The following is a 22,069-nucleotide window of genomic DNA, read 5'->3' as shown; positions in this document are numbered from 1 at the left end:
GCTACCCCTCCTCGAATTCGAACCGCAGCGCTTCGGTGCACCGGCGGTACTTGCTCTCCATCTCCCGTTCGGTCTGCGCCGCCACGAAGATGTGCGCGAGCTCGTAGCTGTAGCTGTCCTGTTCGGGCAGATCGGACAGCCGGGTGTCCTTCTCGGCCACCAGCTCGATCTTCACCCCGGGGATCTCCGCCTCCAGGTCGGCGATCTCGGCGCGGGTGGGCACCCGGGTGACGAGCGCGTCGCGGAACCGGCGGTAATACCACTTGCCCGCGATCCGGTAGTCGCCCCGGTTCCGTCGCGCTCCGGGATCCTGGCCCAGGCCCAGCCGGACCATGATCTGGTGGTTCGCCACCCCGTCCACGTACTCGAACAGTTCCGCGTGGGACTGCGAATGCCGCGGGTTGATCTCCAGCAGGCATGCCTGCCCGGATTCGGGATGACAGAAGAACTCGATGCTGAACGTCGCGTTGTCGAAGCCGATCTGCTCCATCACGCGGACGGAGATCTCCTTCATCCGCTCGACGGCGTCCACGGGAAGCTGCGACGGGTACTGATGCCGCAGGAAGGACGTCGAATCGGGATAGTTGATCGAATCGAGCACCCCGTAGACCGTGACCTGTCCTTTGTAGACATAGCCTTCGGTCGCGGCCTGCACGCCGTTGAGCTCTCCTTCGGCGAGGCACGCGGCCCCGCCGGCGTTCGCGACCTCTTCGGGAAGGTCGACCGTGGCCAGCACGCGCTCGAAGGGTTTGCCGACCCGGTCGACACCCGCCCGGATCTCGGCGACCGCCTTGTCGAACTCGTCGTCGTCGGCGACGTGGAAGGCCAGCTCCGAGGAGAACGACTTCACCGGCTTGAGCCACATGGGGTAGTCGACCCCCTCGGGCGGCCGCGGGTCGTCCTCGTCCAGATCCACGATGCCGAACGACGGCACCTCGTCGATCACCTTCGACTGTTCGAGGCGGCTCCAGTACTTGTGCTCGCATTTCAGGACCGCCTCGAGGGAAACTCCCGGAAGCCCGTACTTCTCGCACAGCATCGCCACCATCGTCGAGGACGGGAAGTCCCAATAGCTGACGATCGCGTCGATCGGCTCGGAGAAGGCGTCCAAATGCGCCTCCGCCTTCTCCACGAGCTCGACGATCGGGATCTCGCCGTGCTGCAGCTCCTCCGGTGAGAGCAACGCGTGGAAGCGATACCGGTCGGCACCGGGGATTCGTCTCAGCACCTCCTCGTTCGCGTCGTCGAGACCGATGACGAAGATGTTCTTTTCCTCTGGGGGCCTGGAGGATGTGGTCATAGGCCAGGCCTACCCACTCAAGTGGGCCGGAAAACCAGGGTTTGCCCGCTGCACCGCGAGGGAATCCGGCCCGCATGACGGAGTTGCCCGGAACGCGTTCATTGTGGCTCGACACGGCTCCCGCTCCCGATCGCGCCGGCACGCCCTTGCCGCCGCAGGTCGACGTCGCCGTCCTCGGCGGCGGTATCGCCGGGCTCACCACGGCGTACCGGCTGGCGAGGGCGGGGCGTTCGGTTCTCGTACTGGAGGCCGGCCGTGTCGCCGCCGGGGTCTCCGGCCACACCACCGCCAAGATCAGTACCCAGCACGGGCTCAAGTACGCCACGCTGGCCAAGACCAAGGGCGCCGAAGCCGCCGCGATGTACGCGTACACGCAGGCGGCCGCCCTCGATTGGATCGCGGCGGCCACGGCCGAACTCGGCGTCGACTGCGGGTTCACCCGCTCCGACAGCTTCGTCTACACGACCAGGCCCGAAACCGTCGAAAGCCTCGAACGGGAGGCCGAAGCGGCCGCCGAGGCGGGTCTTCCGGCCTCCTACGTCACCGAAGTCGACCTCGACGTGCCCGCCCTCGGCGCGGTCAAGTTCGCGTCGCAGGCGCATTTCCACCCGCGCCGCTGGCTGCTCGCGCTGGCCGCCGAAATCGAACGCGCGGGCGGGACGATCGTCGAAGGGGTACGCGCGGAAGGTCTCGACGAACTCGGCGGGACCAAGGTGCGCACGAGCTCGGGTGACGTGCGCGCCGGCGAGGTCGTGGTCGCGACCCACTACCCCGTGTTCGACCGCGGCCTGTTCTTCGCCCGGCTCGATCCGGTCCGCGATCTGGTGGTCGCCGGACCCGTCGCGGGGAATCACCCACCCGAGGGGATGTATCTGGACGCCGACACCCACCACTCCGTCCGGAGCTACCTCAACGACGGTGTGCCGTACGCGGTCGTGGGCGGCGAGCATTACCGGGTCGGCGACTCCGTCGACGTCGAGAGCCGCTACGAACGGCTCGCCACGTGGGCGCGCGAGCACGCCGGCGTGCAGCGGGTCACCCACCGGTGGTCCGCGCACGATCTGTCCACTTTGGACTCTGTGCCGTACGTCGGCCGCTACCACCCGGCCAGCCGTCACCTCTGGGTCGCCACCGGTTTCGGCCAGTGGGGTATGACAGGCGGTACCGCGGCCGGGCTGCTGCTCGCGGACCTGCTCACCGGACGAGACAATCCGTCGGCGGGCCTGTACGACCCGAACCGCTTCGACCTCCGGTCGGCGATCTCGACCGTGGAGAACAACGCGACCGTGGCGAAATTCCTGGTGGGCGACCACCTCAGCGCGTTGCGCAAACCCGCTTCCCTCGACGAACTCGCGCCCGGCGAGGCGAAGGTGACCCGCGACGGCGGCGAACTCGTCGCCGCCTACCGCGATCCGGGTGGCGAGCTGCACGCCGTCGGCGCCCACTGCACCCATCTCGGTTGCCTCGTCGCGTTCAACAACGCGGAGAAAACCTGGGACTGCCCGTGCCACGGTTCGAGGTTCAGGCTGGACGGGTCGGTGATCCAAGGGCCGGCCGTGCGCGCGCTACCGAAGAAGCGGGAGCGGTGATGACCGGGATCGGCATCGAAGAAGAGTTCCTGCTGGTCGATCCGAGGACCGGGGTGAGCTGCTCCCGGGCCGAGGCGGTGCTCGAACGGCATCGCGTCTGCTGTCCGCTGCCGGACGGCGCGGCGGTCCACCGGGAACTACGTCCAACCCAGATCGAGGCCGCCACCGGCGTCTGCGACACGGCCGACGAGCTGTACGAGCACTTGACCGCGGGACGCCGCACGCTCGCCGAAGCGGCCGCGGGCGAGGACTGCGCCATCATCGCCGCCGGCACTCCCCCGCGTCCCTCGCCCGAACGCGACTACGAGGCCGTCGACCGGTTCGGCAAGGTCGACGCGCTGTACGCCGGGGTGGTCAAGGCCTACGAGGCCTGCGGATGCCACGTGCACGTCAGCGTGCCCGACCGGGAGACCGCGGTCGCCGTCGTGAACCATCTGGGTGAATGGCTGCCCACCCTGCTGGCGTTGTCGGGCAACTCGCCCTTCGCAGGCGGCCGCGACACCGGCTACGAGAGCTGGCGGATGGTGGAGCAGAGCCGGTTCCCCGGCTCGGGTATCGCCCCGTACTTCGTCGACGCCGCCGCTTACGAGGAACAGGTCGGCAAGCTGGTGGACTGCGGGGTCCTGGTGGACGAGAACCAGACCTTCTGGCTCGCGAGGCCGTCGGCGCGGTGGCCGACGGTCGAGGTCCGCGCCGCCGACACCGCGTCCACCGTGGACGAAGCCGTCCTGCAGGGCCTGCTGACCCGCGCGCTGGTGCGCACCGCCCTCACCGACCTGGACCACGGGGTGGAGGCCGCTCCGCTGGATCCGCAGATCGCCGCCGCGGCCGTGTGGTCGGCCGCGCGTCATGGGCTTTCGGGGCCCGCCGTCGACCCGGTGGCGGGAAAGCCGGTCCCGGCGGGCGACCGGGTCGCCGCGCTGCTGGCGCGTACGCGGCAGGCGTTGGAGGACACGGGCGACGCGGACCTCGTCCGCATCCTGCTCGGCCGGCTGGAACGGGAGGGCACCGGCGCCGAACGGCAGCGCCGGGCCGCCGCCGACGGAGAGATCGCGGTGTTGCGGATGCTGACCGAAGAGACGGTTCCGCACGCCTAGATCGGGTACCCGCGCGGCATGACGACGATCGACCGTGATGTGGCCGCGAGGCTGCCTGAAATCCGCGGCCCGCTTTCGGCGGCCGTGGTGGACACCCTAGCGGGCGGACGCCGAGACGATTTCGACCCCGAAGTGGCGACCGGTGCCGACCCGTTCGGGGAAGACCTCCAGCTGGCGCTGCACGTCTGCTACGAACTCCACTATCAGGGCTTCGACGGCGTCGACTCGGAGTGGGAATGGGACTCGCGGCTGCTCGCCTTCCGATCCGTTCTGGAGCACGTGTTCCTCGACGGCATCCGCGCCGCCGTGCCCGGCGGGGACGACGTCGGCGGGCTGCTGGACGAGTTGCTCGTCGAACCGGTCGAAGGCGGCGGCGTTTCCCATTTCCTGCGTGACGAGGGCGAATGGTGGCACGTCGAGGAGTACTTCGCGCAGCGGTCGATCTACCACCTGAAGGAGGCCGATCCCCACGCGTGGGTGATCCCGCGCCTGCGGGGCAGGGCCAAGGCCGCGCTGGTCGCCGTGGAGTTCGACGAGTTCGGCGGCGGGCGGGCCGATCAGGCGCATTCCCGGCTGTTCGGGGATCTGCTGACCGCCGCCGGCCTGTCGGACGGCTACCTCGCCTACCTCGATCACGTCCCCGCCTGCACGCTCGCGACGGTCAACATGATGTCGCTGTTCGGCCTGCACCGTGGCCTGCGTGGCGCTCTCGTCGGCCACTTCGCCGCCGCCGAGATCACCACCGCGCCCGCCGCCCGCCGCATGGACCAGGCATTGGAACGTCTCGGCGCGGCACCGGAATGCCGCCACTTCTACACCGAGCACATCGAGGCCGACGCGGTGCATGAACAGGTGCTGCGGCACGACGTCGTCGGCGATCTGCTCGACCGGGAACCCGGACTGGCGGCGGACATCGCGCTGGGCATCCAGGCCACCGACCTGCTGGAAACCCGGCTGACCGAGCACCTGCTCGGCGCTTGGTCAGCCGGGGAGACCTCACTCCTCCGGCCGCTGCATCCCCTGCCGTGACCGGCGGCGGTGGCTCGTGTCGCAGAACGGGTAACGCTTGCTGCGGCGGCAGGCGCAGAGGGCGACCACGAAGCGATCCGAGGTCACCGTCTCGCCGTCGTCCGTGACGATCTCGACCGGCCCCTCCACCAGGAGGGGCCCGCCGGGTTCGATGCGGACCCTGGTCCTACGGCCGGTCGGCACGGATCACCACCAGGTCCTCGTGACTTTGCTCGGCCTCGATCAGGCCCGCCGCTTCGAGGAAGGCCGCCCGTGCCCGCATGACCGGTCCGAAGGGGATCGACCGGGTGGCGACCACCGACGGTGTCAACCCCGCCGCCCGCAACTGCGTCAACGACGTGTCGGGGCCGGAGACCGCGGAGTGGACCATCATCAGGTAGCCGCCCGGCGCCACCAATTCGGCCGCCTGGGCACAGACCTGGTCGAGCACGATCCGGCCGTCCGGCCCCGCGTCCCACGCCCGCGCGGCGCCGGTGGCGGGTATCGGCGAGGGAACGTACGGCGGGTTCGCCAGCACGACGTCGAACGGGCCACCGCTCGCTGCCTCGGCCAAGCCGCCCCTAAGCGGCCGAACCGGGAGGCGGCGCAGCCGCGCGTTGACCCACACCGCGGCCAGCGCCCGCCGGGAGATGTCCACGGCGGTCACCGATCTGGCGCCGTGCGCCGCGGCCGTCAGCGCGAGGGCGCCGGTGCCGGTGCAGAGGTCGAGGACTTTCGCTTCACGGGGCATCCCCGACGCGCTCAGCGCGCTCGCCAGCAGCCACGTGTCGTGTTGCGGGCGATAGACCCCCGGCGGCCGCAGCAGCCATGGCCGCGCCGGGGCGAGTGGAATCGTTGCTGCCTGGGAGATCGCGGTCATGTCCCCTCCGGTTCGCCGTAGTTGCCCACGGCTACCCCGATCGTCTGGCACGAAACGTCCACAGTGGTCGGCTTGGTCGTGAGTGGCGTTTCGGGTTAGAACCCGAAACGCCACTCACGACCCCATCACTAGAACGCGAGAAAGCGGGTAACCGTTGGGGAAACCGAACGAAGGAGACCCTCATGGACACCGGACCCGCCAAAGACGATTCCACCGACAGCGAGAAACTCGACCATGAAGACCGCGAAGAGACCCGCGGCGAGCAAGGCACGTCGTCCGGAGACCCGCACGACGACACAGACCCGCAGTCCGGCGAATGAGGCGCGCCGCCGAACGCGTTTTCACGGCCGCACCACGGGGTACCCGGTCGGCTCGCGGCGAAACGGAGGCTTTCCGATGAACCTACGTACGACGGGCTTCCTTCTGCGACCGGTGGTGCTGGTCATCGCGCTGGTCCACCTCGTCCTGGGTGTGCTCGGCTTCTTCTTCCTCCCGGAGGCGAACGAGGTCGGTGAAAACACGCTGTGGATCTTCAGCGCGACAGGCATGCTCGACGTCATCCGCACCGTGATCGGCGTCCTCGGCCTGGTCGCCGTGGTCAAACCGTCCGCGATCCCGGCCTACAGCTGGCTGGTTTTCGTCGCGTTCACGGGTTTGACCGCCTTCGGTGTGCTCTCGGCGGGGACCGATTCCGCCGGTGACGCCGTCAACCTCAGCTGGGCCGACAACGTCCTGCACGGGCTGACCGCCCTCGTGGCACTCGTGGTGGGCGTCGCGTCCATTCGCAGTTCCCAGCGAAAGCAAAGTAAGACAAGGGAAAACGTTTAGTCCGTCCACAACGGGCAACTTGGCGGGTATGACGAAAACGCCCCCGCTCCGGATTCTCCTGTGGCACGTCCACGGTTCCTGGACCGAGGCCTTCGTCCGCGGTGGCCACCACTGTTTCCTTCCGCTCCTCGAAGAGGGCGGACCGTGGGGTCGCGGACTCAGCGGCCGAGACTGGCCCTCCGCCCAGGAGATTCCGGTCGATGATCTGAAGGATCTCGACGTCGACGTCGTGATCCTTCAGCGGCCGGAGGAGATCCACCTGGCCGCGCGGTGGCTGCGCCGCCGTCCCGGCAAGGAAGTGCCCGCCGTCTACGTCGAGCACAACACGCCCCGGGAGCACGCCGCCACCACGCGGCATCCGCTGGCCGAACGCGACGACATCCCGCTGGTCCACGTGACCCATTTCAACGAACTGATGTGGGACTCCGGCCTCGCGCCCACGGTGGTCGTGCCGCACGGGATCCCCGATCCCGGTGAGCGGTACACCGGCGAACTGCCCCACGGCGCGGCCCTGATCAACGAACCCGCGCGGCGGGGCCGGATCACCGGAACCGATCTGCTCCCCGCCTTCGCGGAGATCGCGCCGGTCGACGTGTACGGGATCGGCGCGGAAGAACTCCACGGCCGGCACCCCGCGCTCCGTCCCGGCGGCGATCTGCGGAGCCGGGAGCTGCACGCCGAGGTGGCCCGGCGGCGCGTCTACCTCCACACCGCGAGGTGGACGTCGCTGGGCCTTTCGCTGCTCGAAGCGATGCATCTGGGCATGCCGGTCGTGGCACTCGCGACCACCGAAGCGGTACTCGCGGTCCCGCCGGACGCCGGCGCCGTCTCGACGGACGTCGAGGCGTTGGCGAGGGCATATCGCGAGCTCATCCACGAACCCGATTTCGCCGTGCTGGCGGGGAAAACCGCGCGCGAGTTCGCGTTGAGCCACTACGGGCTCGACGCGTTCCTCAGCCGCTGGAACGCCCTGCTGGCCGAAGTGACCGCTTGATTCCGCCGCAGGCGGAGGGAAGGAGCCCGATGAGGATCGCGATGGTTTCCGAGCACGCGAGCCCGCTCGCCGCCATGGGCGGAGCCGATGCCGGGGGTCAGAACGTCCACGTCGCGGCCCTTTCCGCCGCGCTGAGCAGGCAAGGACACGACGTCACCGTCTACACACGCCGCGACAACCGCCGTGTCGCCGCGACCGTCGAGACGCCGGACGGCTACCGCGTCGTCCACGTTCCGGCGGGGCCGGCCAAAAAGCTGCCGAAGGACGAGCTGCTGCCGCATATGGGCGAGTTCGGCCGGGTGCTGCGGTCCCGCTGGGCCAAGGACCGGCCCGACGTCGTCCACGCGCATTTCTGGATGTCCGGCCTGGCTTCGATTCTCGCGGCGAAGGATCTCGGAATCCCGGTGGCACAGACCTTTCACGCGCTGGGCGTGGTGAAACGCCGCTATCAGGGTAAGAACGACACGAGCCCGCACGACCGGATCCGGCTCGAGCGGATGATCGCCAAACAGGCCGACCGCGTGATCGCGACCTGCTCGGACGAGGTCTTCGAACTCGTGCGGATGGGCTTGCCGCGTTCGCGTGCTTCGGTCGTCCCGTGTGGAGTCGACCTGACGACGTTCACCCCGGATGGTGGCGTGGCCGACCGGACGGCCCGGCGCCGGATTGTCAGCGTCGGCAGGTTGGTCCCGCGCAAGGGTTTCGACCTCGCCATTGCCGCGCTGCCGCCGCTCCCGGACACGGAACTGGTCATCGTGGGCGGCCCGGACGGGGGGCCGCTCGACAAGGCTCCGGAGGTCCGGCGGTTGCGGGCGATCGCCGAACGGGCCGGCGTCGGCGACCGCGTGCACCTGCCCGGGCTCGTGTCGCGCGAGCAAATGCCCGCCCTCTTGCGTTCCGCCGACGCGGTGGTCTGCACGCCTTGGTACGAACCGTTCGGCATCGTGCCGCTGGAGGCGATGGCCTGCGGTGTCCCGGTCGTGGCGACCGCCGTCGGCGGGCTGACCGACACGGTCGTCGACGGGGTAACCGGGATGCTGGTCCCTCCGCGCAGCCCCGGGGAGCTGGCGGCGGCGTTGCGACGCCTCCTCGGTGACGCTTCGTTGTGCGAGTCGTTCGGACTCGCCGGAGCGGATCGGGTGCGGGCGCGGTACTCCTGGGACAGGGTCGCTTCGGATTGCTTGCGCGCTTATGGGCGTGTTCTGACCGGGGAGACGGAAGTGGCGGCGGCCGCTTCACCTTCCTGAGGTCCGGCAGCGCCGGGCGTCACCCGACGTACCGGCGCGCGACCGAGTTCCGCTGCGATTCCTCCAGCAGGACCAGCCCCCGCTCGACCGCGGCCGGGACGACCGCCCGTTCCCGCACCACCCACGGAATCCCCCGTACCGCTTCCGCCACCGCCGCGAACGTCGCCCGGTCGAGGGGCGCCGAACGCAGCACCGCGACCATCCGGCGCAGGACACTGCCGAGCGGCCGCCGCAGCCACAACGTCCACAGCGTGTTGCGGATGCCGAGCTGACGACGGCGTCGCGGGTCGCGGACGGGCGAGGGAGCGTGATGGATCACCATCTCCTCGTCCCAGCACATCCACCAGCCCTTGCTCGCGAGGTCGAGGGCGAACAGCTCTTCCTCTCCTCCGAGCCACATCCGGTCGGAGAACCCGCCGACGTCGTGGAACGCGCGGACTCGGACGGCCGAAAGCCCAGCCATGACGCCCAGCAGAGCGGGGCCGGGCAGCCATTCCGGTCCGGGAACCGGCGAATGGCGCAGTTCCGGGGTGATCGGGTCTTCGGTCAGGGACGGCTCCACCAGGCACCGGCCGGTCACCACGCCCAGTCCGGGAAACGCGTCGAGCCGATCGGCGGCGCGGCGCAGGGCCCCAGGCTGCCATCGGGTGTCGTCGTCGCAGAAGGCGACATACGGCGTCTCCACTTCGCGGACGGCGAGATTGCGCGCGACGGCGCCGAGATTCCGCGGCGCGCGGATCAGCCGGATGGAGGGGAACCGTTCTTCGACGGCGTCCGCGGTGCCGTCGGTGGAAGCGTTGTCCACCAGCACGATCGGCGCCGCGTCGGGGAGCGCGGTCATCGAGGCGAGCGTCTCCAGCAACTGCGCCCGACGGTTGTGCGTGATCACCACGACCGTGATCCGGTCCTTCACTTCATCCTCCATGGGCGTGTTCCAGTACCCGGATCCGGCGTTCCACCGAAGCGGGCAGCCGCTGTCTGTCGGCGAGCGCCCACGGCAGGCGCCGCACCACCCCGGCGAGCGCGCCGAGTACGCGTGGCTCCCGCGGCGCCCTGGCCAGCGTCCGGAAGGCCTCGGCGAGGCATCGGCGCAGTGGCCGCCTCATCACCGTGATCAGCATGCGGTTGCGGAGTTCGGCACGCTCCCGCCAGGACGACGACGGCCGCACCGAAGACGGATGATGATGCGCGCGTACCGCCTCCGCATAACAGAGCCACCAGCCACGCGCCGCCAGGTCGTAGGACAGCAAACGCTCCTCGGCGCCGAAATGCAGCAGTGGATGAAAGCCGGCGGCCTGGAGATACGCGGTCCGCCGCACGATCGCGGAACAGGCGAGGAAGCCGAGCACGGCCGGTCCGGGAAGCCCCTCGGGCCTGCCGAGCGGGCTCGCGGCCATCATCGAGACGACCGGATCCTCCCGTTCTTCCTCACCCACCAGGGTTTTCGCGGCCACCAAGCCGACGTCGTCGTGGGTGTCGAGAATCCGTTCCGCTTCGGCGAGCGCACCTTCGGCCCACCAGGAGTCGTCGTCGCTGAAGGCGACATACGGCGTCCGAGCCACCGCGACCCCGAGATTCCGCGCCGCCACACCGATGTTGCGCGGCAACCGGATTACCCGTACCCCGTGGAACGCCGCGGCCCTGACCGCCGTGCCGTCGGACGAACCGTTGTCCACCACCACGATCGGCGGAGCCGGCCGCAACGCGGTCAGCTCGCGCAACGTCCGTTCCAGTTCCGGTGCTCGATCGCGGGTGGCGATCACCACCGTCGTCGAAGCGGCGTTCATCGGACCGGCCTGGTCTTGAGCGCCTTCACCATGTCCCGCATGAGCCCGTTGTCGGCGGGCAGTGCGCGGAGCGCGGCCACCGCCCGGCCCTGCACCGAAGAACACCAGCGCCACCAGGAGTCGAGTACATCCCGATCCCCCGCTTCTTCGGCCGGGACGAGCGCGGGCCAGCCGAGCGCGTCGGCTTGGGCGCTGACCTTGCCGCCACCCGCGACCGGGTCGATGGCCAGCGCCGGCACCCCGGCCTGGAGGCTCAGCACCAGGCCGTGCAGCCGCGTCGTGACCACGACGTCCAGATGCGACAGGATCGAGGTGAACTGATCCGGTGTCTCGCAGCGTTCCCAATCCGACGACGCCAGCCGCGTGTCGAGCGGCACCCGGGCGCAATCCACCCCGGCGATCCACTCGCGCACCGACGCGTGCACCTCCGCGTGGCGACCGGAATCGCCGTACTCCCGTTGCGGCGGTGCCAGGATCACGCCGGTCACCAACACCTGGTCGGTCGGCACACCGAGGGAGAGATCCGGCGCGCCGACCTTCTCCTGATCCCGTGGGAAAACCTGGTCGAACCCGGTGACCGTGTCGTCCTCCGGGTCGATCACCGACACCCCGACCGCGATCCGGTGGCAATGGGCGAAGCGCCGGTGCACCTCCCGGATCTGCCATCCGTGCGCCGGCCCGCAGACGAAGACCACGTGGCTGTACCGGGCCGGATCCACCTCTTCGTAGTTGACGTCCCCGGGCCGGTAGACCGCGCTCCACGCCAGATCGTGTTCCATCCCCATGGTGGACAACGCCTCGTCGACCCTGCGCATGCTGAGCACGTCTCCCGCGGTGGCCTCGCCGTGGCGGAAGCTGGCCCAGCCGATAACCAATGCACGCATACCCGAGACTTACCCGGCTTCTCCGCGTTCACACGGTTTTTTCCGGGCCCGCACCGGGTAGCCACTCGCCATGGACAGAGCGCTGGTGACCGGGGGCGCGGGTTTCGTCGGTTCGCATCTGTGCGAACGTTTGCTGGAGGCGGGAGCGGAGGTCGTCGCGGCCGACAACTTCGCGACCGCCGCCACGGTCAACGTGGCGCATCTGCTCGACCGTCCGGGATTCCGGCTCCTCTCCCGTGACGTCACCGGGCCGATGACCGCGCCGGGCCCGTTCGACGTCGTCTTCCACCTGGCGTCCGCCGCCTCGCCGCGGGACTACCTCCGCCTTCCACTGGAGACGCTGCGCGCGGGCTCGTACGGCACCGAACGGGCGCTGGACATCGCCGAACGCGACGGCGCCCGGTTCGTCCTCGCGTCGACGAGCGAGGTCTACGGCGATCCGCGGGAGCATCCGCAGCGCGAGGAGTACTGGGGGCACGTGAACCCGATCGGGCCGCGCAGCGTCTACGACGAAGCCAAGCGGTACGCCGAGGCGCTCACTTCGGCCATGCGCCGGGAGCGGGACGTGAACACCGGTATAGCGCGGATCTTCAACACCTACGGTCCTCGTATGCGTCCCGACGACGGCCGCATGATCCCGACGTTCATCGGGCAGGCGCTCGCGGGCGCGCCGCTCACCGTGACCGGCACCGGCGGCCAGACCCGGTCCCTCTGCTACGTCGACGACACCGTCCGCGGCCTGATCGCGCTCGCCGCTTCCGACGTGCCCGGCCCGGTGAACCTCGGCAACCCGCACGAACTCACCGTGCTGCGGATCGCGGAGGAGATCCTGGCCGTCACCGGCAGCGCGTCCCGGATCGAATACGTCGACGCCGCCGTCGACGATCCGGCCCGCCGGTGCCCGGACATCTCCCGCGCCCGCAGCGAACTCGGCTGGGAGCCGGAGGTCGCACTGGCGGAAGGACTTCCGCGCACCGTCGCCTGGTTCACGCGGCAGGGATCGGGCCCGTACCCGGCCGTCGGCGCGTGACTGAATGGCCGACACGCGTGATCAAACGGACGACACACGTGTCCAGGCGGACGACTCGGGGCCGGTTCCGAATCAGGCGCGTGTCGTCCGTCCAGTCACGCGTGTCGTCCATCTGATCACACGTGCCGCCTCCCCCATTTCCCCCTAGAGACGCTTCGCTCAGTAGCGACGTCCTGGGCTTTTGCGCCGCATCGTTTATCCCCGAACGCACCGGGTAGCGCTACAGGAGTAAGCGCGGGTCACGGCCCGCGGCCCCGACCGGAGAGGTGGCCCGGTGCGCATACTCGGTGTCAACGCCGTCTTCCACGACCCGGCCGCGGCCCTGGTCGTCGATGGCGAAATCGTGGCGGCGGCGGAGGAAGAACGGTTCAGCCGCCGCAAACACGGCAAACGACCGGTGCCGTTCTCCGCTTGGGAACAGCCCGTCGAGGCCGCCGCGTGGTGCCTGGCCGAGGCCGGGATCTCCGCTCAGGATCTCGACGCCGTCGGCTATTCCTACGATCCGGCGCTCGTGGAGCCGGGCATGGCGGGGCACGACGGGAAGAACGAATGTCTCCGCACCGACTTCGCCCGCCGGGCTCCCGCGTTCCTCAAGGCGGCCTTGCCGGGGCTGGATCCCACGACCGTCCGCTTCGTCCGGCACCACGTCGCGCACGCCGCCTCGGCCGCGCTCGCCGCGCCGTTCGACGACTGCGCGGTGCTGGTCGCCGACGGTCGTGGGGAGAGCACGTCCTATCTCGCGGGCGAGTACCGCGACGGCAAGTTCGAGGAGCTCGCCGAGCAACGCCTCCCCCACTCCCTCGGGCTGATGTACGAGGATCTGACCGAGCATCTCGGTTTCGCCCGGTCCAGTGACGAGTACAAGGTGATGGCCCTCGCCTCCTACGGCAAGCCCCGCTTCCTCGACCGGATCGCGGAAAGCGTGCACACCAACGGGATGGGGTTCCGCACCGACGAGATCGACTGGGCGTCGTTCGCTCCCGCCGTCGAGCCCGGCCAGGAACCGGGGCAGGTCCACGCCGACCTGACCGCGAGCGTGCAGCGGTGCCTGGAGGACGTCCTGCTCGACCTGACGACCAAGCTCCACGAGCACACCGGGCACGACGACCTCGCGCTGGCGGGCGGGATCGCGCTCAACTGCGTCGCCAACACCCGGCTCCACGCCGAGGGACCGTTCGACCGGATCTGGGTCCAGCCCGCCGCCGGTGACGCCGGCACCGCGCTCGGCGCGGCTTTGGAGCTCGCCGCGGAATTCGGCGACCGCGGCGGCCCGATGACCGGCGCGGATCTCGGCCGCGGCTGGACCGACGACCAGCTGGAGAACGCGCTCAAGACCGCGAACGTGCGCTACGAGCGACCGGACGACGTCGCCGAGGCCGTCGCCGAAGCACTGGCCGAAAACCGGATCGTGGCCTGGTTCCAGGGCCGGTCCGAGTTCGGCCCGCGCGCGCTCGGCCATCGGTCGCTGCTCGCGCATCCCGGGCACGAGACCAATCTGGAACGGCTGAACGACGTCAAGGGCCGCGAACAGTTCCGCCCGGTCGCCCCGATGGTGCTCGCCGAACGCGCGGGCGAGATCTTCTCCCGCGGCCCGCTTCCCAGTCCCTACATGCTTTTCGTCCACGACGTCGCTCCACAATGGAGGGACCGTATCCCGGCCGTCACCCATGTCGACGGTACGGCCCGGGTGCAGACGGTCGACGCGGACGACGAGCCGCTCGTGGCCCGGATGCTCGGCGCGTTCGAACGCCGCACCGGCGTCCCCGCCGTGGTCAACACCAGTCTCAACACCGCGGGCAGGCCGATGGTCGATTCCCCCAGGGACGCCTTGGAGTGCTTCGGTTCGGCCCCCATCGACCTGCTCGCCCTCGGACCGTTCGTGGTCCGCCGTCCCTGACCTTTGGAGGAGTGTCGTGATCGAAGAACACTTCGCGGCTTTGAGCGAGGCCGCCGGGAAGTCCGCTTCCTGGTCGCCGAAGATCCGTGGCTGGGGTGACCAGCTGGCCGCCGTGCTGTCCTCCGGCGGACGGCTGCTCGCGTGCGGCAACGGCGGGAGCGCCGCCGAAGCGCAGCATCTCACCGGCGAGCTGGTGGGCCGGTTCCGCAACGACCGGCAGCCGTTCTCGGCGATCGCCCTGCACGCGGACACCTCGGCCGTGACGGCGATCGTCAACGACTACGGCGAGCACGAGGTGTTCGCCCGGCAGGTGCGGGCGCATGGCCGCCCCGGCGACATCCTCGTCTGCCTTTCCACCAGCGGCGGCAGCCAGAACGTCGTCGCGGCCGCGAAGGCCGCCCACGAACTCGGCGTCACCACTTGGGCGATCACCGGGCCTTCCCCCAATCCGCTGGCCGCGCTGTGCTCCGACGCGATCCCGGTGGAGGCACCGTCGATGGCGACCGTGCAGGAGGTCCACCTCGCGCTCGTGCACGCCCTGTGCACCGCGCTGGACGACGCGCTCGGGGTGCCCACGTGAGGCCGCTGGTCGTCCTGGGCGACGCCTTCCTGGACGTCGACGTCGACGGCACGTCGGACCGCCTCTGCCCGGACGCGCCGGTCCCGGTGGTCGACCTGGTCCGGGAATGGCGGCGGCCGGGCGGTGCCGGGCTGGCCGCGTTGCTCGCGGCCCGGTCCACCGCCGAGGTCGTGCTGGTCACCCCGCTGGGTGACGACCCGGCCGGACGGGCCCTGACCGGGCTGCTGGAACACGAGGTCCGCGTGGTGCCGATGCCCTTGGACGGCACCACCGTCACCAAGAAGCGGGTGCGGGTCGCGGGGCAGTCACTGGTCCGGCTCGACAGCGGTGACGGCAGGGCCGAGTTCTCGCCGCTCACCTCCGGCGTCCGGACGGCGCTGCGGTCGGCGGGCGCGATCCTCGTCGCCGACTACGGCCGCGGCGTGACCGGTCATCCGGAGATCCGCGCGCTGCTCGCCGAACTGGCGGGCACGATCCCCGTCGTCTGGGATCCGCATCCCCGCGGGAGCGAGCCCGTCGCGGGAGTCACGCTGGCCACCCCGAATCTCGCCGAAGCCGAGCAGCTCACCGAGAGCCGCGCCGACGCCGGGGAGCTGGCGAAACGGGTGCACGCACTGTGGAAGGCCGACGCGGTCACCGTCACCACGGGCGCGCACGGCGCGGTGCTGACCGAGGGCGGGCGGTGCGCGACGTTCCGGCCGCCGTCGGGGATCGTCGCCAAGGACACTTGCGGCGCCGGTGACCGCTTCGCGTCCGCGGTCACCGCGGCGTTGCTCGACGGCGCGGCCACCGCCGACGCCGTCGCGGCCGGCGTCGAGACGGCGGCCCGGTTCGTCGCGACCGGCGGCGCCGCCACGCTGTCCACAGTGGACAACTCACCCGAACCGGAAGCCCACCACCACGGCACTTCGGCGTTCGACTTCGCGGCACGGGTCCGCGCACGAGGCGGCAGGCTCGTGGCCACGGGTGGTTGTTTCGATCTGCTGCACCCCGGCCACGCCGCCCTGCTGCGACAGGCGCGTGCCCTGGGCGACGCCCTCGTCGTGTGCCTCAACTCCGATGCCTCGGTGCGCGGCCTGAAAGGGCCGGGCAGGCCGATCGTGACCGCCCGCGACCGCGCCCGGCTGCTCACCGAACTCGCCTCCGTCGACGCCGTCGTGGTGTTCGACGAACCCGATCCGGCCGCCGTGCTGGACCGCCTGCGCCCGGACGTCTGGGTCAAGGGCGGCGACTACGCCGACACCGAACTCCCCGAAAGCGCCGTGGTGCGCCGGCACGGCGGCGAAATCGTCCTGATCCCGACCATCCGCGGCTATTCCACCACTCGGCTGGTGGCCGCGGCGGAAGGAGCATGATGCGCCCTCTCGGCAACGTCCTGATCACCGGCGGCGCCTCCGGCCTCGGTGCCGCGACCGTCGAAGCCGTCCGCGAGGCGGGCGGCACCCCGCTCGTCGTCGATCGCGCCGAACCGGCGGGTGACGTCGCGTTCGTCCGGGCTGACCTGGCCGATTCCGCCGCGGCCGCGCGCGCCGTGGACGAACTCGCCGAACGGGCGGGCGGGATCGACGGCGTCTTCACCGCGGCGGGCACCGACGCGTGCGGCCCGCTCGACGAAGTGTCCACTGAGGACTGGGAACGGGTGATCCGGGTCAACCTGCTCGGTACCGCCGCGGTCGTCCGCGCGGCGCTGCCCCATCTGCGGCTGAGCCGCGGCACGGTGGTGACCTGCGCGTCGACGCTGGGGCTGCGGGTCGCCGGGGACGCGAGTGCCTATTGCGCGTCGAAATTCGGCGTCGTCGGCTTCACCAGGGCGCTCGCCATGGAGCTCGCGGGCCGGGTCGGGGTGACGCTGCTCGTCCCCGGTGGGATGCACACGGCGTTCTTCGACGACCGGGCCGAGCAGTACAAGCCGCCGCCGGACGCGAAACTCAACCAGCCCGAGCACGTCGCGGCCTCGGTGGTCTTCGCCCTCTCCCAGCCGCCCGGCTGCGAAGTCCGCGAGCTCGTGGTGTGCGCTTCGGAAGAGGGGTCCTGGCCGTGACCGGTGGCATCCTCGTGCTGCGCGCCCTCGGCCTGGGGGACCTGCTCACCGCGGTCCCCGCCCTGCGGGCCCTGCGCCGCGCCTTCGACGACGAACGGCTCGTCCTCGCCGCGCCGGAGAACCTGCGCGATCTCGTCGAGCTGATCGACGCCGTGGACGAGCTGCTCCCGACGGCCGGGCTCGGCGAACTGTCCTGGCCCGGCGAGCCGCCGCGGCTGGCGGTGAACCTGCACGGCCGCGGCCCGGAGAGCATCCACGACCTGCTCGCCCAGGATCCGCTGGAACTGATCACCCACCGGCATACGGACTTCCCCGGCGTCGACGGCCCCGACTGGCCAGCCGAGGCGCACGAGGTCGACCGCTGGTGCCGTCTGCTCGAGGCCGCGCGCATCCCGGCCGACCGGGACGACCTCGCGCTGCCCCCGCCGCCCGGCCCCAGCCCGGCGGCGGACGCGGTGGTGATCCACCCCGGTGCCGCCTTCGCCGCCCGGCGCTGGCCGCCGGACCGGTACGCGCGGGTGGCGCGGGAGCTCTCCGCCCGGCATCGGGTGGTCGTCACGGGAAGCGCGCCGGAAGCGCCCCTCGTCCGCGCGATCGTCGAGGAGGCCGGGCTTCCCGGCGACGCGGCTCTCGTGGGCGGCGGGCTCGCCGAGCTGGCGGCGACCGTGGCCGAGGCACGGTTGGTGATCTGCGGCGACACCGGTGTCGGCCACCTCGCCACCGCGTACGGGACGCCGTCGGTGCTGCTGTTCGGGCCGACCCCGCCGCGGCTCTGGGGCCCGCCTGCCGGCGACCGGCGGCATACGGTCCTCTGGGTGGGCGACGTCGGCGACCCGCATGGTGGCGCGCCGGATCCGGGGCTGCTGCTGTTGCGGGAGGAACGCGTCCTCACCGCGGCCGAAGACCTGCTCCGGACGGGAGCCTCCCGTGGTTGAGCGGGTGGGGGTGATCGGCGCCGGGTACGTCGGGCTCACCAGCGCGGCGTGCTTCACTCATCTGGGCCACCAGGTGGTCTGCGTCGACAACAATCTGTCCAAAGTGGACGAGCTGAACCGGGGCGAGGTCGCCATCGCCGAACCGGGGCTGACGGAACTGGTCCGGGACGGGCTGGGCTGCGGGCGGCTCCGCTTCACCGGCGCACCGGAAGAACTGTCCGATGTGGACTTCGTGCTGCTCTGCCTGCCCACGCCGAAAGGGGAGAACGGTGACGCCGACGTCCGGATGCTGGACGAGGTCGTGGCCACGCTGCCCGGACTGCTCGCGCCCGGCTGCGTCGTCGTCACCAAGTCGACCGTGCCGGTCGGCACCGGGGCCCGGCTGACGGAATCGCTCGGGCCGGACCTGCCCGTGGTGAGCAATCCCGAATTCCTCCGCGAGGGGCACGCCGTCGAAGATTTCTTGCAGCCCGACCGGGTCGTCCTCGGCTCGGTCCCCGGGAACAGGACGGCCGCGGAGCGCGTCGCCGCCTTGTACGGGGAGACGAACGCACCGGTGTGGTTCACCGATCCGGCGAGCGCCGAGCTCGCGAAGTACGCCAGCAACGCGTTCCTGGCGCTGAAAGTGTCCTATGTGAACGTCCTCGCCGAACTCTGCGAGCACTACGGCGCCGACATCCGCGACGTCGGGCGGCTCATGGGGCTCGATTCCCGCATCGGACCGGCCTTCCTCGTCCCCGGCCCCGGCTGGGGCGGCTCGTGCCTGCCCAAGGACACCGCCGCGCTGCTGCGGACCGCCGAACACGCGGGGGTCGACTTCGGCATCCTCCGTGACGCCATGAAGGCCAACGCCCGTCAGCGGGCGGCCGTGGTGCGGAAGATCCGCCGCGCGATCACCGGGGTTTCGGACGGCTCGCTCTCGGGCATCCGTATCGGGTTGCTCGGACTGGCGTTCAAGGCGGGAACCGGGGATCTGCGTGATTCCCCCGCGCTCGCGGTCGCGCGGGAGCTCGCCAGGAGCGGCGCGGTGCTGACCGCGTACGACCCCGGCGTCGAAGCCGTCGAACCGGACACCGTCCAGGTCGTCGACGACCCGTACCTGGTGGCGAAGGACGCGGCGGCGCTGGTCGTGCTCACCGAGTGGCCCGAGTTCCGCGAGCTCGACTGGGACCGGCTCGCCGCCGCCACCGAACGCGCCGTCGTCGTCGACGCCAGGAATCTCCTGGACCCGGCGACCGTCGGCGCGGCGGGCTTCGTCCACACGGGACTCGGCACCGATCCGAACAGGAGGACAGGATGACCCAGCCGTTGAAGGCCCTCGCACTGGTGTGCTCGCTCAAACCGTCGCCCGCCCCGTCGAGCAGCGCCTTGATCGCGCAGCAGCTTCTGGACGAACTGGCCGGGCACGGCGCCACCGGCGAACTCGTGCGCGTCGTCGACCACGACGTCAAACCGGGGGTGGAGGGCGACATGGGCGACGGCGACGCCTGGCCGGAGATCCGCCGCAAGATCGCCGCCGCCGACATCCTGCTGATCTCGACGCCGACCTGGGTCGGCCACATGTCCAGCGTGGCGCAGCGGGTGCTGGAGCGGCTCGACGCCGAACTGTCCGAAACGGACGACGAGGGCAGGCCCGCGATGTTCGGCAAGGTCGGCGTCACCGCCGTCGTCGGCAACGAGGACGGCGCGCACAAGATCACCGCCGACCTCTTCCAGGCCCTCAACGACATCGGATTCACCGTGCCCGCCCAGGGCGGGACCTACTGGAACGGCGAGGCGATGAAGGGCGGGGACTACAACGACCTCGACGAAACGCCCGAAGCGGTCGCGTCGACCAACGCGACCCTGGCGCGTAACGCGATCCACCTGGCGAATCTGCTGCGCGAGCGCCAGTACCCCGCGTCCTGACCCCGAGGTGTGGTTGACGGCCGGGCCGGGTACCCGTCTTCCGTGATCGTCAAAACCCTGGCGTTCGGCGCGTGCCTGCTGCTCGCCGGTTGCGCGGGAGCGAGCGGGCAGGAGCCGGTGCGAGAGGCCGCCGGGCGGTTCCTCGGCGCGCTCGCGTCGGGTGATCACCGCTCGGCGTGCGCGCTGCTCGCGCCCCGGGTGCGGGATTCCTGGGCGCCGGAAAGCTGCGAACGCGGCCTGGCCGGCGCGAACGTCCCGGACGGCACGCCGGAGACGGTCTCGATCTGGAGCGAAGAAGCCCAGGTGAAGACCGCCCGCGACACGCTCTTCCTGCACGAGTCGTCCACCGGCTGGGTGATCACGGGAGCGGGCTGCCACCACCGCAACGAACAGGTCTACGACTGCGCGGTGGGTGGCCCATGAAAGCGCGTCCGGTGTTCACCGTTTACCTCGTCTTCGTCGTGGCCGTCCTCGGCTATTGCGTCCTGCTGGGCCTGCTGCACCGGTGAAGGGGGCGGATGATGCGGCGCTTTCTTCGTGACAACGCCCTTTCGCTGGGCTTCGGGCTGCTGTTCCTCCTGAGTCTCGCGGGGCAGGCGTTCTCCGGGCTCGCGGATTACAACGACGGGCGGCTCAGCCACGCCGCCGAGCCGGTCGGCCTGCTCGACTACCTGGCGTCCGCGGACTTCGCCGTCGACGTCGCCGAAAACTGGCAATCGGAATACCTGCAGTTCTTCCTTTACGTCTTCGCGACCGTGTGGCTGCTGCAACGAGGCTCCCCCGAATCGAAACCCGCCGACCGGGTCGGCCTGGAAACGGACGAGGACCAGCAGATCGGACGCCACGCGACGGCCGATTCACCGAAATGGGCGAGGGCGGGCGGCTGGCGCACGGGAATCTTCTCGATGTCACTCGGACTGGTGATGCTAGGGCTGTTCCTGCTGTCGTGGCTCGCCCAGTCCGTGGCCGGGATGAGCGCCTACAACGCCGAACAGCTCACCGAATTCGGTGATCCGGTGTCGTGGTACGGCTATCTGGCGTCGTCGGATTTCTGGAACCGCACCCTGCAGAACTGGCAGTCGGAATTCCTCGCCATCGGCTCGATGGCGGTGTTCAGCGTGTACCTGCGCCAACGCGGCTCCCCCGAATCCAAACCCGTCGGCGCGCCACACCGGGCCACCGACGAATCCGGGTGATTGAACCGCGGGGAACGGGTATCCGTCCGGCGTCGGACTGACGACCACGGACAGGAGTGTCCATGACCACCACCACGGAACACGACCTCGTCACGGTGATCACCGAAGATCACCGTGCCTTCGAACGGATCTTCAAGGAATTGGAGTCCGGCAAGGGCGGTGATCGGCACCGCAAAGACCTCGCGGACCACCTGATCGCCGAACTCGTGCGGCATTCGATCGCCGAAGAGCAGCACATGTACCCCGCCGCGCGGAAGCACCTCCCCGACGGCGACGAGGTCGCCGATCACGAGATCGAGGAGCACGCCGAAGCCGAACGCGTGATGAACGACCTCATCGGCCTGGAACCGACGGACAACCGGTTCGACGAACTCGTCGGCAAGCTGATCGAGGACGTCCGGCACCACATCGAAGAGGAGGAGAGCGACCTGCTGCCCAAGCTGCAGGCAGCCTGTTCTCCGGAAGACCTGCGGGAGCTGGGCGAGAAGGTGTTGCGGGCCAAGGAGATCGCCCCGACCAGGCCGCATCCCGCCGCTCCCGACCGGCCGCCGGCGAACCGGATCCTGGCGCCGGGGACGGCGTTCATCGACAAGATCCGGGACGCGCTGACGGACCGGGCGACCTGACCCTTCGCCGGGCGCTCACGCGTGGGTCAAGTCCGTGAAGGCCTCCTTCCCTACCTTGAAAGTAGGGAAGGAGGCCTTCACAGACTTCGAGCCTGTGCGGACGTCGCGGGCCGCTCGCCAAGAGGTTGCGAAAGCCACTTTCGCAACGCTGAATGTTGTGAAAGTGGCTTTCGCAACCTTGGCGAGCGGCATCGCTGCTCCAGCCACGAGGCCCAGCGCGTGAAGGCCTCCTTCCCTCGGCT

24 protein-coding genes are annotated in these 22,069 nt (G+C 70.3%); 18 read left to right on the top strand and 6 right to left on the bottom strand.

Translation table 11 applies throughout. The annotated features are described in order from the left end of the window. Window position 1 precedes the first annotated feature (1 nt). On the bottom strand, window positions 2–1,300 hold the full coding sequence (locus AB8M46_RS25240; protein ID WP_394361822.1) for an acetyl-CoA carboxylase biotin carboxylase subunit family protein: 1,299 nt from the start codon (window positions 1,298–1,300) through the stop codon (window positions 2–4). Between the two features lie 74 nt (window positions 1,301–1,374). Between AB8M46_RS25240 and AB8M46_RS25235 the strand changes: the two genes are divergently transcribed. Genes AB8M46_RS25235 through AB8M46_RS25225 form a run of 3 tightly spaced genes read left to right on the top strand, consistent with a single transcriptional unit; the run spans window position 1,375 to window position 5,015 of the window. Next, window positions 1,375–2,889 (top strand): FAD-dependent oxidoreductase, encoded by a 1,515-nt coding sequence (locus AB8M46_RS25235; RefSeq protein WP_394361821.1) that lies wholly within the window; start codon window positions 1,375–1,377, stop codon window positions 2,887–2,889. Next, entirely contained in the window at window positions 2,889–3,986 is a 1,098-nt protein-coding gene (locus AB8M46_RS25230; RefSeq protein WP_394361820.1) for a glutamate--cysteine ligase, read from the top strand. Before AB8M46_RS25235 ends, AB8M46_RS25230 begins: the two co-directional genes overlap by 1 nt. Before the next feature lie 18 nt (window positions 3,987–4,004). Then, complete coding sequence (locus AB8M46_RS25225) at window positions 4,005–5,015, top strand: iron-containing redox enzyme family protein (RefSeq protein ID WP_394361819.1); 1,011 nt, start codon at window positions 4,005–4,007, stop codon at window positions 5,013–5,015. Here the strand turns inward: AB8M46_RS25225 and AB8M46_RS25220 are convergent. Further along, complete coding sequence (locus tag AB8M46_RS25220) at window positions 4,983–5,198, bottom strand: CDGSH iron-sulfur domain-containing protein (RefSeq protein ID WP_125737701.1); 216 nt, start codon at window positions 5,196–5,198, stop codon at window positions 4,983–4,985. The two genes, AB8M46_RS25225 and AB8M46_RS25220, sit on opposite strands and share 33 nt — an antisense overlap. Next, window positions 5,182–5,874: a methyltransferase gene (locus tag AB8M46_RS25215; protein WP_394361818.1), complete on the bottom strand. Its 693-nt coding sequence runs from the start codon at window positions 5,872–5,874 to the stop codon at window positions 5,182–5,184. Before AB8M46_RS25215 ends, AB8M46_RS25220 begins: the two co-directional genes overlap by 17 nt. A gap of 182 nt (window positions 5,875–6,056) precedes the next feature. Between AB8M46_RS25215 and AB8M46_RS25210 the strand changes: the two genes are divergently transcribed. From AB8M46_RS25210 to AB8M46_RS25195, 4 genes are all read left to right on the top strand, one after another. Next, window positions 6,057–6,194, top strand: a complete 138-nt coding sequence (locus AB8M46_RS25210) for a hypothetical protein (RefSeq protein ID WP_394361817.1) — start codon at window positions 6,057–6,059, stop codon at window positions 6,192–6,194. A 76-nt stretch (window positions 6,195–6,270) separates the two neighbouring features. Beyond that, window positions 6,271–6,702, top strand: a complete 432-nt coding sequence (locus AB8M46_RS25205) for a DUF4383 domain-containing protein (RefSeq protein WP_037344364.1) — start codon at window positions 6,271–6,273, stop codon at window positions 6,700–6,702. A gap of 28 nt (window positions 6,703–6,730) precedes the next feature. Next, on the top strand, window positions 6,731–7,696 hold the full coding sequence (locus tag AB8M46_RS25200) for a glycosyltransferase (RefSeq protein ID WP_394361816.1): 966 nt from the start codon (window positions 6,731–6,733) through the stop codon (window positions 7,694–7,696). Window positions 7,697–7,725: 29 nt separating this feature from the next. After that, the gene (locus tag AB8M46_RS25195; RefSeq protein WP_394361815.1) at window positions 7,726–8,943 is read left to right on the top strand and encodes a glycosyltransferase; all 1,218 of its coding nucleotides are present in this window, start codon (window positions 7,726–7,728) and stop codon (window positions 8,941–8,943) included. Window positions 8,944–8,962: 19 nt separating this feature from the next. Here AB8M46_RS25195 and AB8M46_RS25190 read toward each other — a convergent pair whose 3' ends face one another. The 3 genes from AB8M46_RS25190 to AB8M46_RS25180 are packed head-to-tail and all read right to left on the bottom strand — an operon-like array spanning window position 8,963 to window position 11,614. After that, window positions 8,963–9,868, bottom strand: coding sequence for a glycosyltransferase family 2 protein (locus AB8M46_RS25190; RefSeq protein ID WP_394361814.1), 906 nt, complete (start codon window positions 9,866–9,868; stop codon window positions 8,963–8,965). Then, window positions 9,858–10,730: a glycosyltransferase family 2 protein gene (locus AB8M46_RS25185; RefSeq protein WP_394361813.1), complete on the bottom strand. Its 873-nt coding sequence runs from the start codon at window positions 10,728–10,730 to the stop codon at window positions 9,858–9,860. The genes AB8M46_RS25190 and AB8M46_RS25185 overlap by 11 nt, the downstream gene beginning before the upstream one ends. Then, window positions 10,727–11,614, bottom strand: coding sequence for a polysaccharide pyruvyl transferase family protein (locus AB8M46_RS25180; RefSeq protein ID WP_394361812.1), 888 nt, complete (start codon window positions 11,612–11,614; stop codon window positions 10,727–10,729). The genes AB8M46_RS25185 and AB8M46_RS25180 overlap by 4 nt, the downstream gene beginning before the upstream one ends. Window positions 11,615–11,684: 70 nt before the next feature. Here AB8M46_RS25180 and AB8M46_RS25175 point away from each other — a divergent pair, with 70 nt between their 5' ends. The 11 genes from AB8M46_RS25175 (at window position 11,685) to AB8M46_RS25125 (ending at window position 21,827) form a co-directional block, all read left to right on the top strand. Next, entirely contained in the window at window positions 11,685–12,644 is a 960-nt protein-coding gene (locus AB8M46_RS25175; protein ID WP_394361811.1) for an NAD-dependent epimerase/dehydratase family protein, read from the top strand. A gap of 274 nt (window positions 12,645–12,918) precedes the next feature. Beyond that, window positions 12,919–14,541 (top strand): carbamoyltransferase, encoded by a 1,623-nt coding sequence (locus AB8M46_RS25170; RefSeq protein WP_394361810.1) that lies wholly within the window; start codon window positions 12,919–12,921, stop codon window positions 14,539–14,541. Between the two features lie 16 nt (window positions 14,542–14,557). Then, window positions 14,558–15,121, top strand: a complete 564-nt coding sequence (locus AB8M46_RS25165) for an SIS domain-containing protein (RefSeq protein ID WP_037344347.1) — start codon at window positions 14,558–14,560, stop codon at window positions 15,119–15,121. Continuing rightward, entirely contained in the window at window positions 15,118–16,476 is a 1,359-nt protein-coding gene (locus AB8M46_RS25160) for a PfkB family carbohydrate kinase (protein WP_394361809.1), read from the top strand. The genes AB8M46_RS25165 and AB8M46_RS25160 overlap by 4 nt, the downstream gene beginning before the upstream one ends. Beyond that, the gene (locus tag AB8M46_RS25155) at window positions 16,476–17,162 is read left to right on the top strand and encodes an SDR family oxidoreductase (RefSeq protein ID WP_038515187.1); all 687 of its coding nucleotides are present in this window, start codon (window positions 16,476–16,478) and stop codon (window positions 17,160–17,162) included. The genes AB8M46_RS25160 and AB8M46_RS25155 overlap by 1 nt, the downstream gene beginning before the upstream one ends. Continuing rightward, complete coding sequence (locus tag AB8M46_RS25150) at window positions 17,159–18,097, top strand: glycosyltransferase family 9 protein (RefSeq protein WP_394361808.1); 939 nt, start codon at window positions 17,159–17,161, stop codon at window positions 18,095–18,097. The genes AB8M46_RS25155 and AB8M46_RS25150 overlap by 4 nt, the downstream gene beginning before the upstream one ends. Beyond that, window positions 18,090–19,397, top strand: a complete 1,308-nt coding sequence (locus AB8M46_RS25145; protein WP_394361807.1) for a UDP-glucose dehydrogenase family protein — start codon at window positions 18,090–18,092, stop codon at window positions 19,395–19,397. Before AB8M46_RS25150 ends, AB8M46_RS25145 begins: the two co-directional genes overlap by 8 nt. Then, window positions 19,394–20,005 (top strand): flavodoxin family protein, encoded by a 612-nt coding sequence (locus tag AB8M46_RS25140; RefSeq protein WP_037344339.1) that lies wholly within the window; start codon window positions 19,394–19,396, stop codon window positions 20,003–20,005. The genes AB8M46_RS25145 and AB8M46_RS25140 overlap by 4 nt, the downstream gene beginning before the upstream one ends. Before the next feature lie 42 nt (window positions 20,006–20,047). After that, window positions 20,048–20,428 carry a hypothetical protein gene (locus AB8M46_RS25135; protein WP_394361806.1) on the top strand — a complete coding sequence of 127 codons (381 nt, stop codon included), beginning with the start codon at window positions 20,048–20,050 and terminating at the stop codon, window positions 20,426–20,428. Window positions 20,429–20,526: 98 nt separating this feature from the next. Beyond that, window positions 20,527–21,201 carry a DUF6766 family protein gene (locus AB8M46_RS25130; RefSeq protein ID WP_394361805.1) on the top strand — a complete coding sequence of 225 codons (675 nt, stop codon included), beginning with the start codon at window positions 20,527–20,529 and terminating at the stop codon, window positions 21,199–21,201. A gap of 62 nt (window positions 21,202–21,263) precedes the next feature. Then, window positions 21,264–21,827 carry a hemerythrin domain-containing protein gene (locus AB8M46_RS25125; protein WP_037344337.1) on the top strand — a complete coding sequence of 188 codons (564 nt, stop codon included), beginning with the start codon at window positions 21,264–21,266 and terminating at the stop codon, window positions 21,825–21,827. Window positions 21,828–22,069 lie beyond the last annotated feature (242 nt).

This window comes from Amycolatopsis sp. SB7-3, from assembly GCF_041021335.1.
GTDB lineage: Bacteria > Actinomycetota > Actinomycetes > Mycobacteriales > Pseudonocardiaceae > Amycolatopsis > Amycolatopsis japonica.
This window is presented reverse-complemented; position numbering and strand designations above follow the sequence as displayed.

Excerpts from the sequence above, each read along its gene's own strand:
- AB8M46_RS25195 (WP_394361815.1), top strand. The coding sequence starts at position 7,726 with ATGAGGATCGCGATGGTTTCCGAGCACGCGAGCCCGCTCGCCGCCATG.
- AB8M46_RS25240 (WP_394361822.1), bottom strand. The coding sequence starts at position 1,300 with ATGACCACATCCTCCAGGCCCCCAGAGGAAAAGAACATCTTCGTCATC.
- AB8M46_RS25125 (WP_037344337.1), top strand. The coding sequence starts at position 21,264 with ATGACCACCACCACGGAACACGACCTCGTCACGGTGATCACCGAAGAT.
- AB8M46_RS25155 (WP_038515187.1), top strand. The coding sequence starts at position 16,476 with ATGCGCCCTCTCGGCAACGTCCTGATCACCGGCGGCGCCTCCGGCCTC.
- AB8M46_RS25205 (WP_037344364.1), top strand. The coding sequence starts at position 6,271 with ATGAACCTACGTACGACGGGCTTCCTTCTGCGACCGGTGGTGCTGGTC.
- AB8M46_RS25200 (WP_394361816.1), top strand. The coding sequence starts at position 6,731 with ATGACGAAAACGCCCCCGCTCCGGATTCTCCTGTGGCACGTCCACGGT.
- AB8M46_RS25235 (WP_394361821.1), top strand. The coding sequence starts at position 1,375 with ATGACGGAGTTGCCCGGAACGCGTTCATTGTGGCTCGACACGGCTCCC.
- AB8M46_RS25140 (WP_037344339.1), top strand. The coding sequence starts at position 19,394 with ATGACCCAGCCGTTGAAGGCCCTCGCACTGGTGTGCTCGCTCAAACCG.
- AB8M46_RS25225 (WP_394361819.1), top strand. The coding sequence starts at position 4,005 with ATGACGACGATCGACCGTGATGTGGCCGCGAGGCTGCCTGAAATCCGC.
- AB8M46_RS25230 (WP_394361820.1), top strand. The coding sequence starts at position 2,889 with ATGACCGGGATCGGCATCGAAGAAGAGTTCCTGCTGGTCGATCCGAGG.
- AB8M46_RS25130 (WP_394361805.1), top strand. The coding sequence starts at position 20,527 with ATGCGGCGCTTTCTTCGTGACAACGCCCTTTCGCTGGGCTTCGGGCTG.
- AB8M46_RS25185 (WP_394361813.1), bottom strand. The coding sequence starts at position 10,730 with ATGAACGCCGCTTCGACGACGGTGGTGATCGCCACCCGCGATCGAGCA.
- AB8M46_RS25175 (WP_394361811.1), top strand. The coding sequence starts at position 11,685 with ATGGACAGAGCGCTGGTGACCGGGGGCGCGGGTTTCGTCGGTTCGCAT.
- AB8M46_RS25190 (WP_394361814.1), bottom strand. The coding sequence starts at position 9,868 with ATGGAGGATGAAGTGAAGGACCGGATCACGGTCGTGGTGATCACGCAC.
- AB8M46_RS25215 (WP_394361818.1), bottom strand. The coding sequence starts at position 5,874 with ATGACCGCGATCTCCCAGGCAGCAACGATTCCACTCGCCCCGGCGCGG.
- AB8M46_RS25180 (WP_394361812.1), bottom strand. The coding sequence starts at position 11,614 with ATGCGTGCATTGGTTATCGGCTGGGCCAGCTTCCGCCACGGCGAGGCC.
- AB8M46_RS25210 (WP_394361817.1), top strand. The coding sequence starts at position 6,057 with ATGGACACCGGACCCGCCAAAGACGATTCCACCGACAGCGAGAAACTC.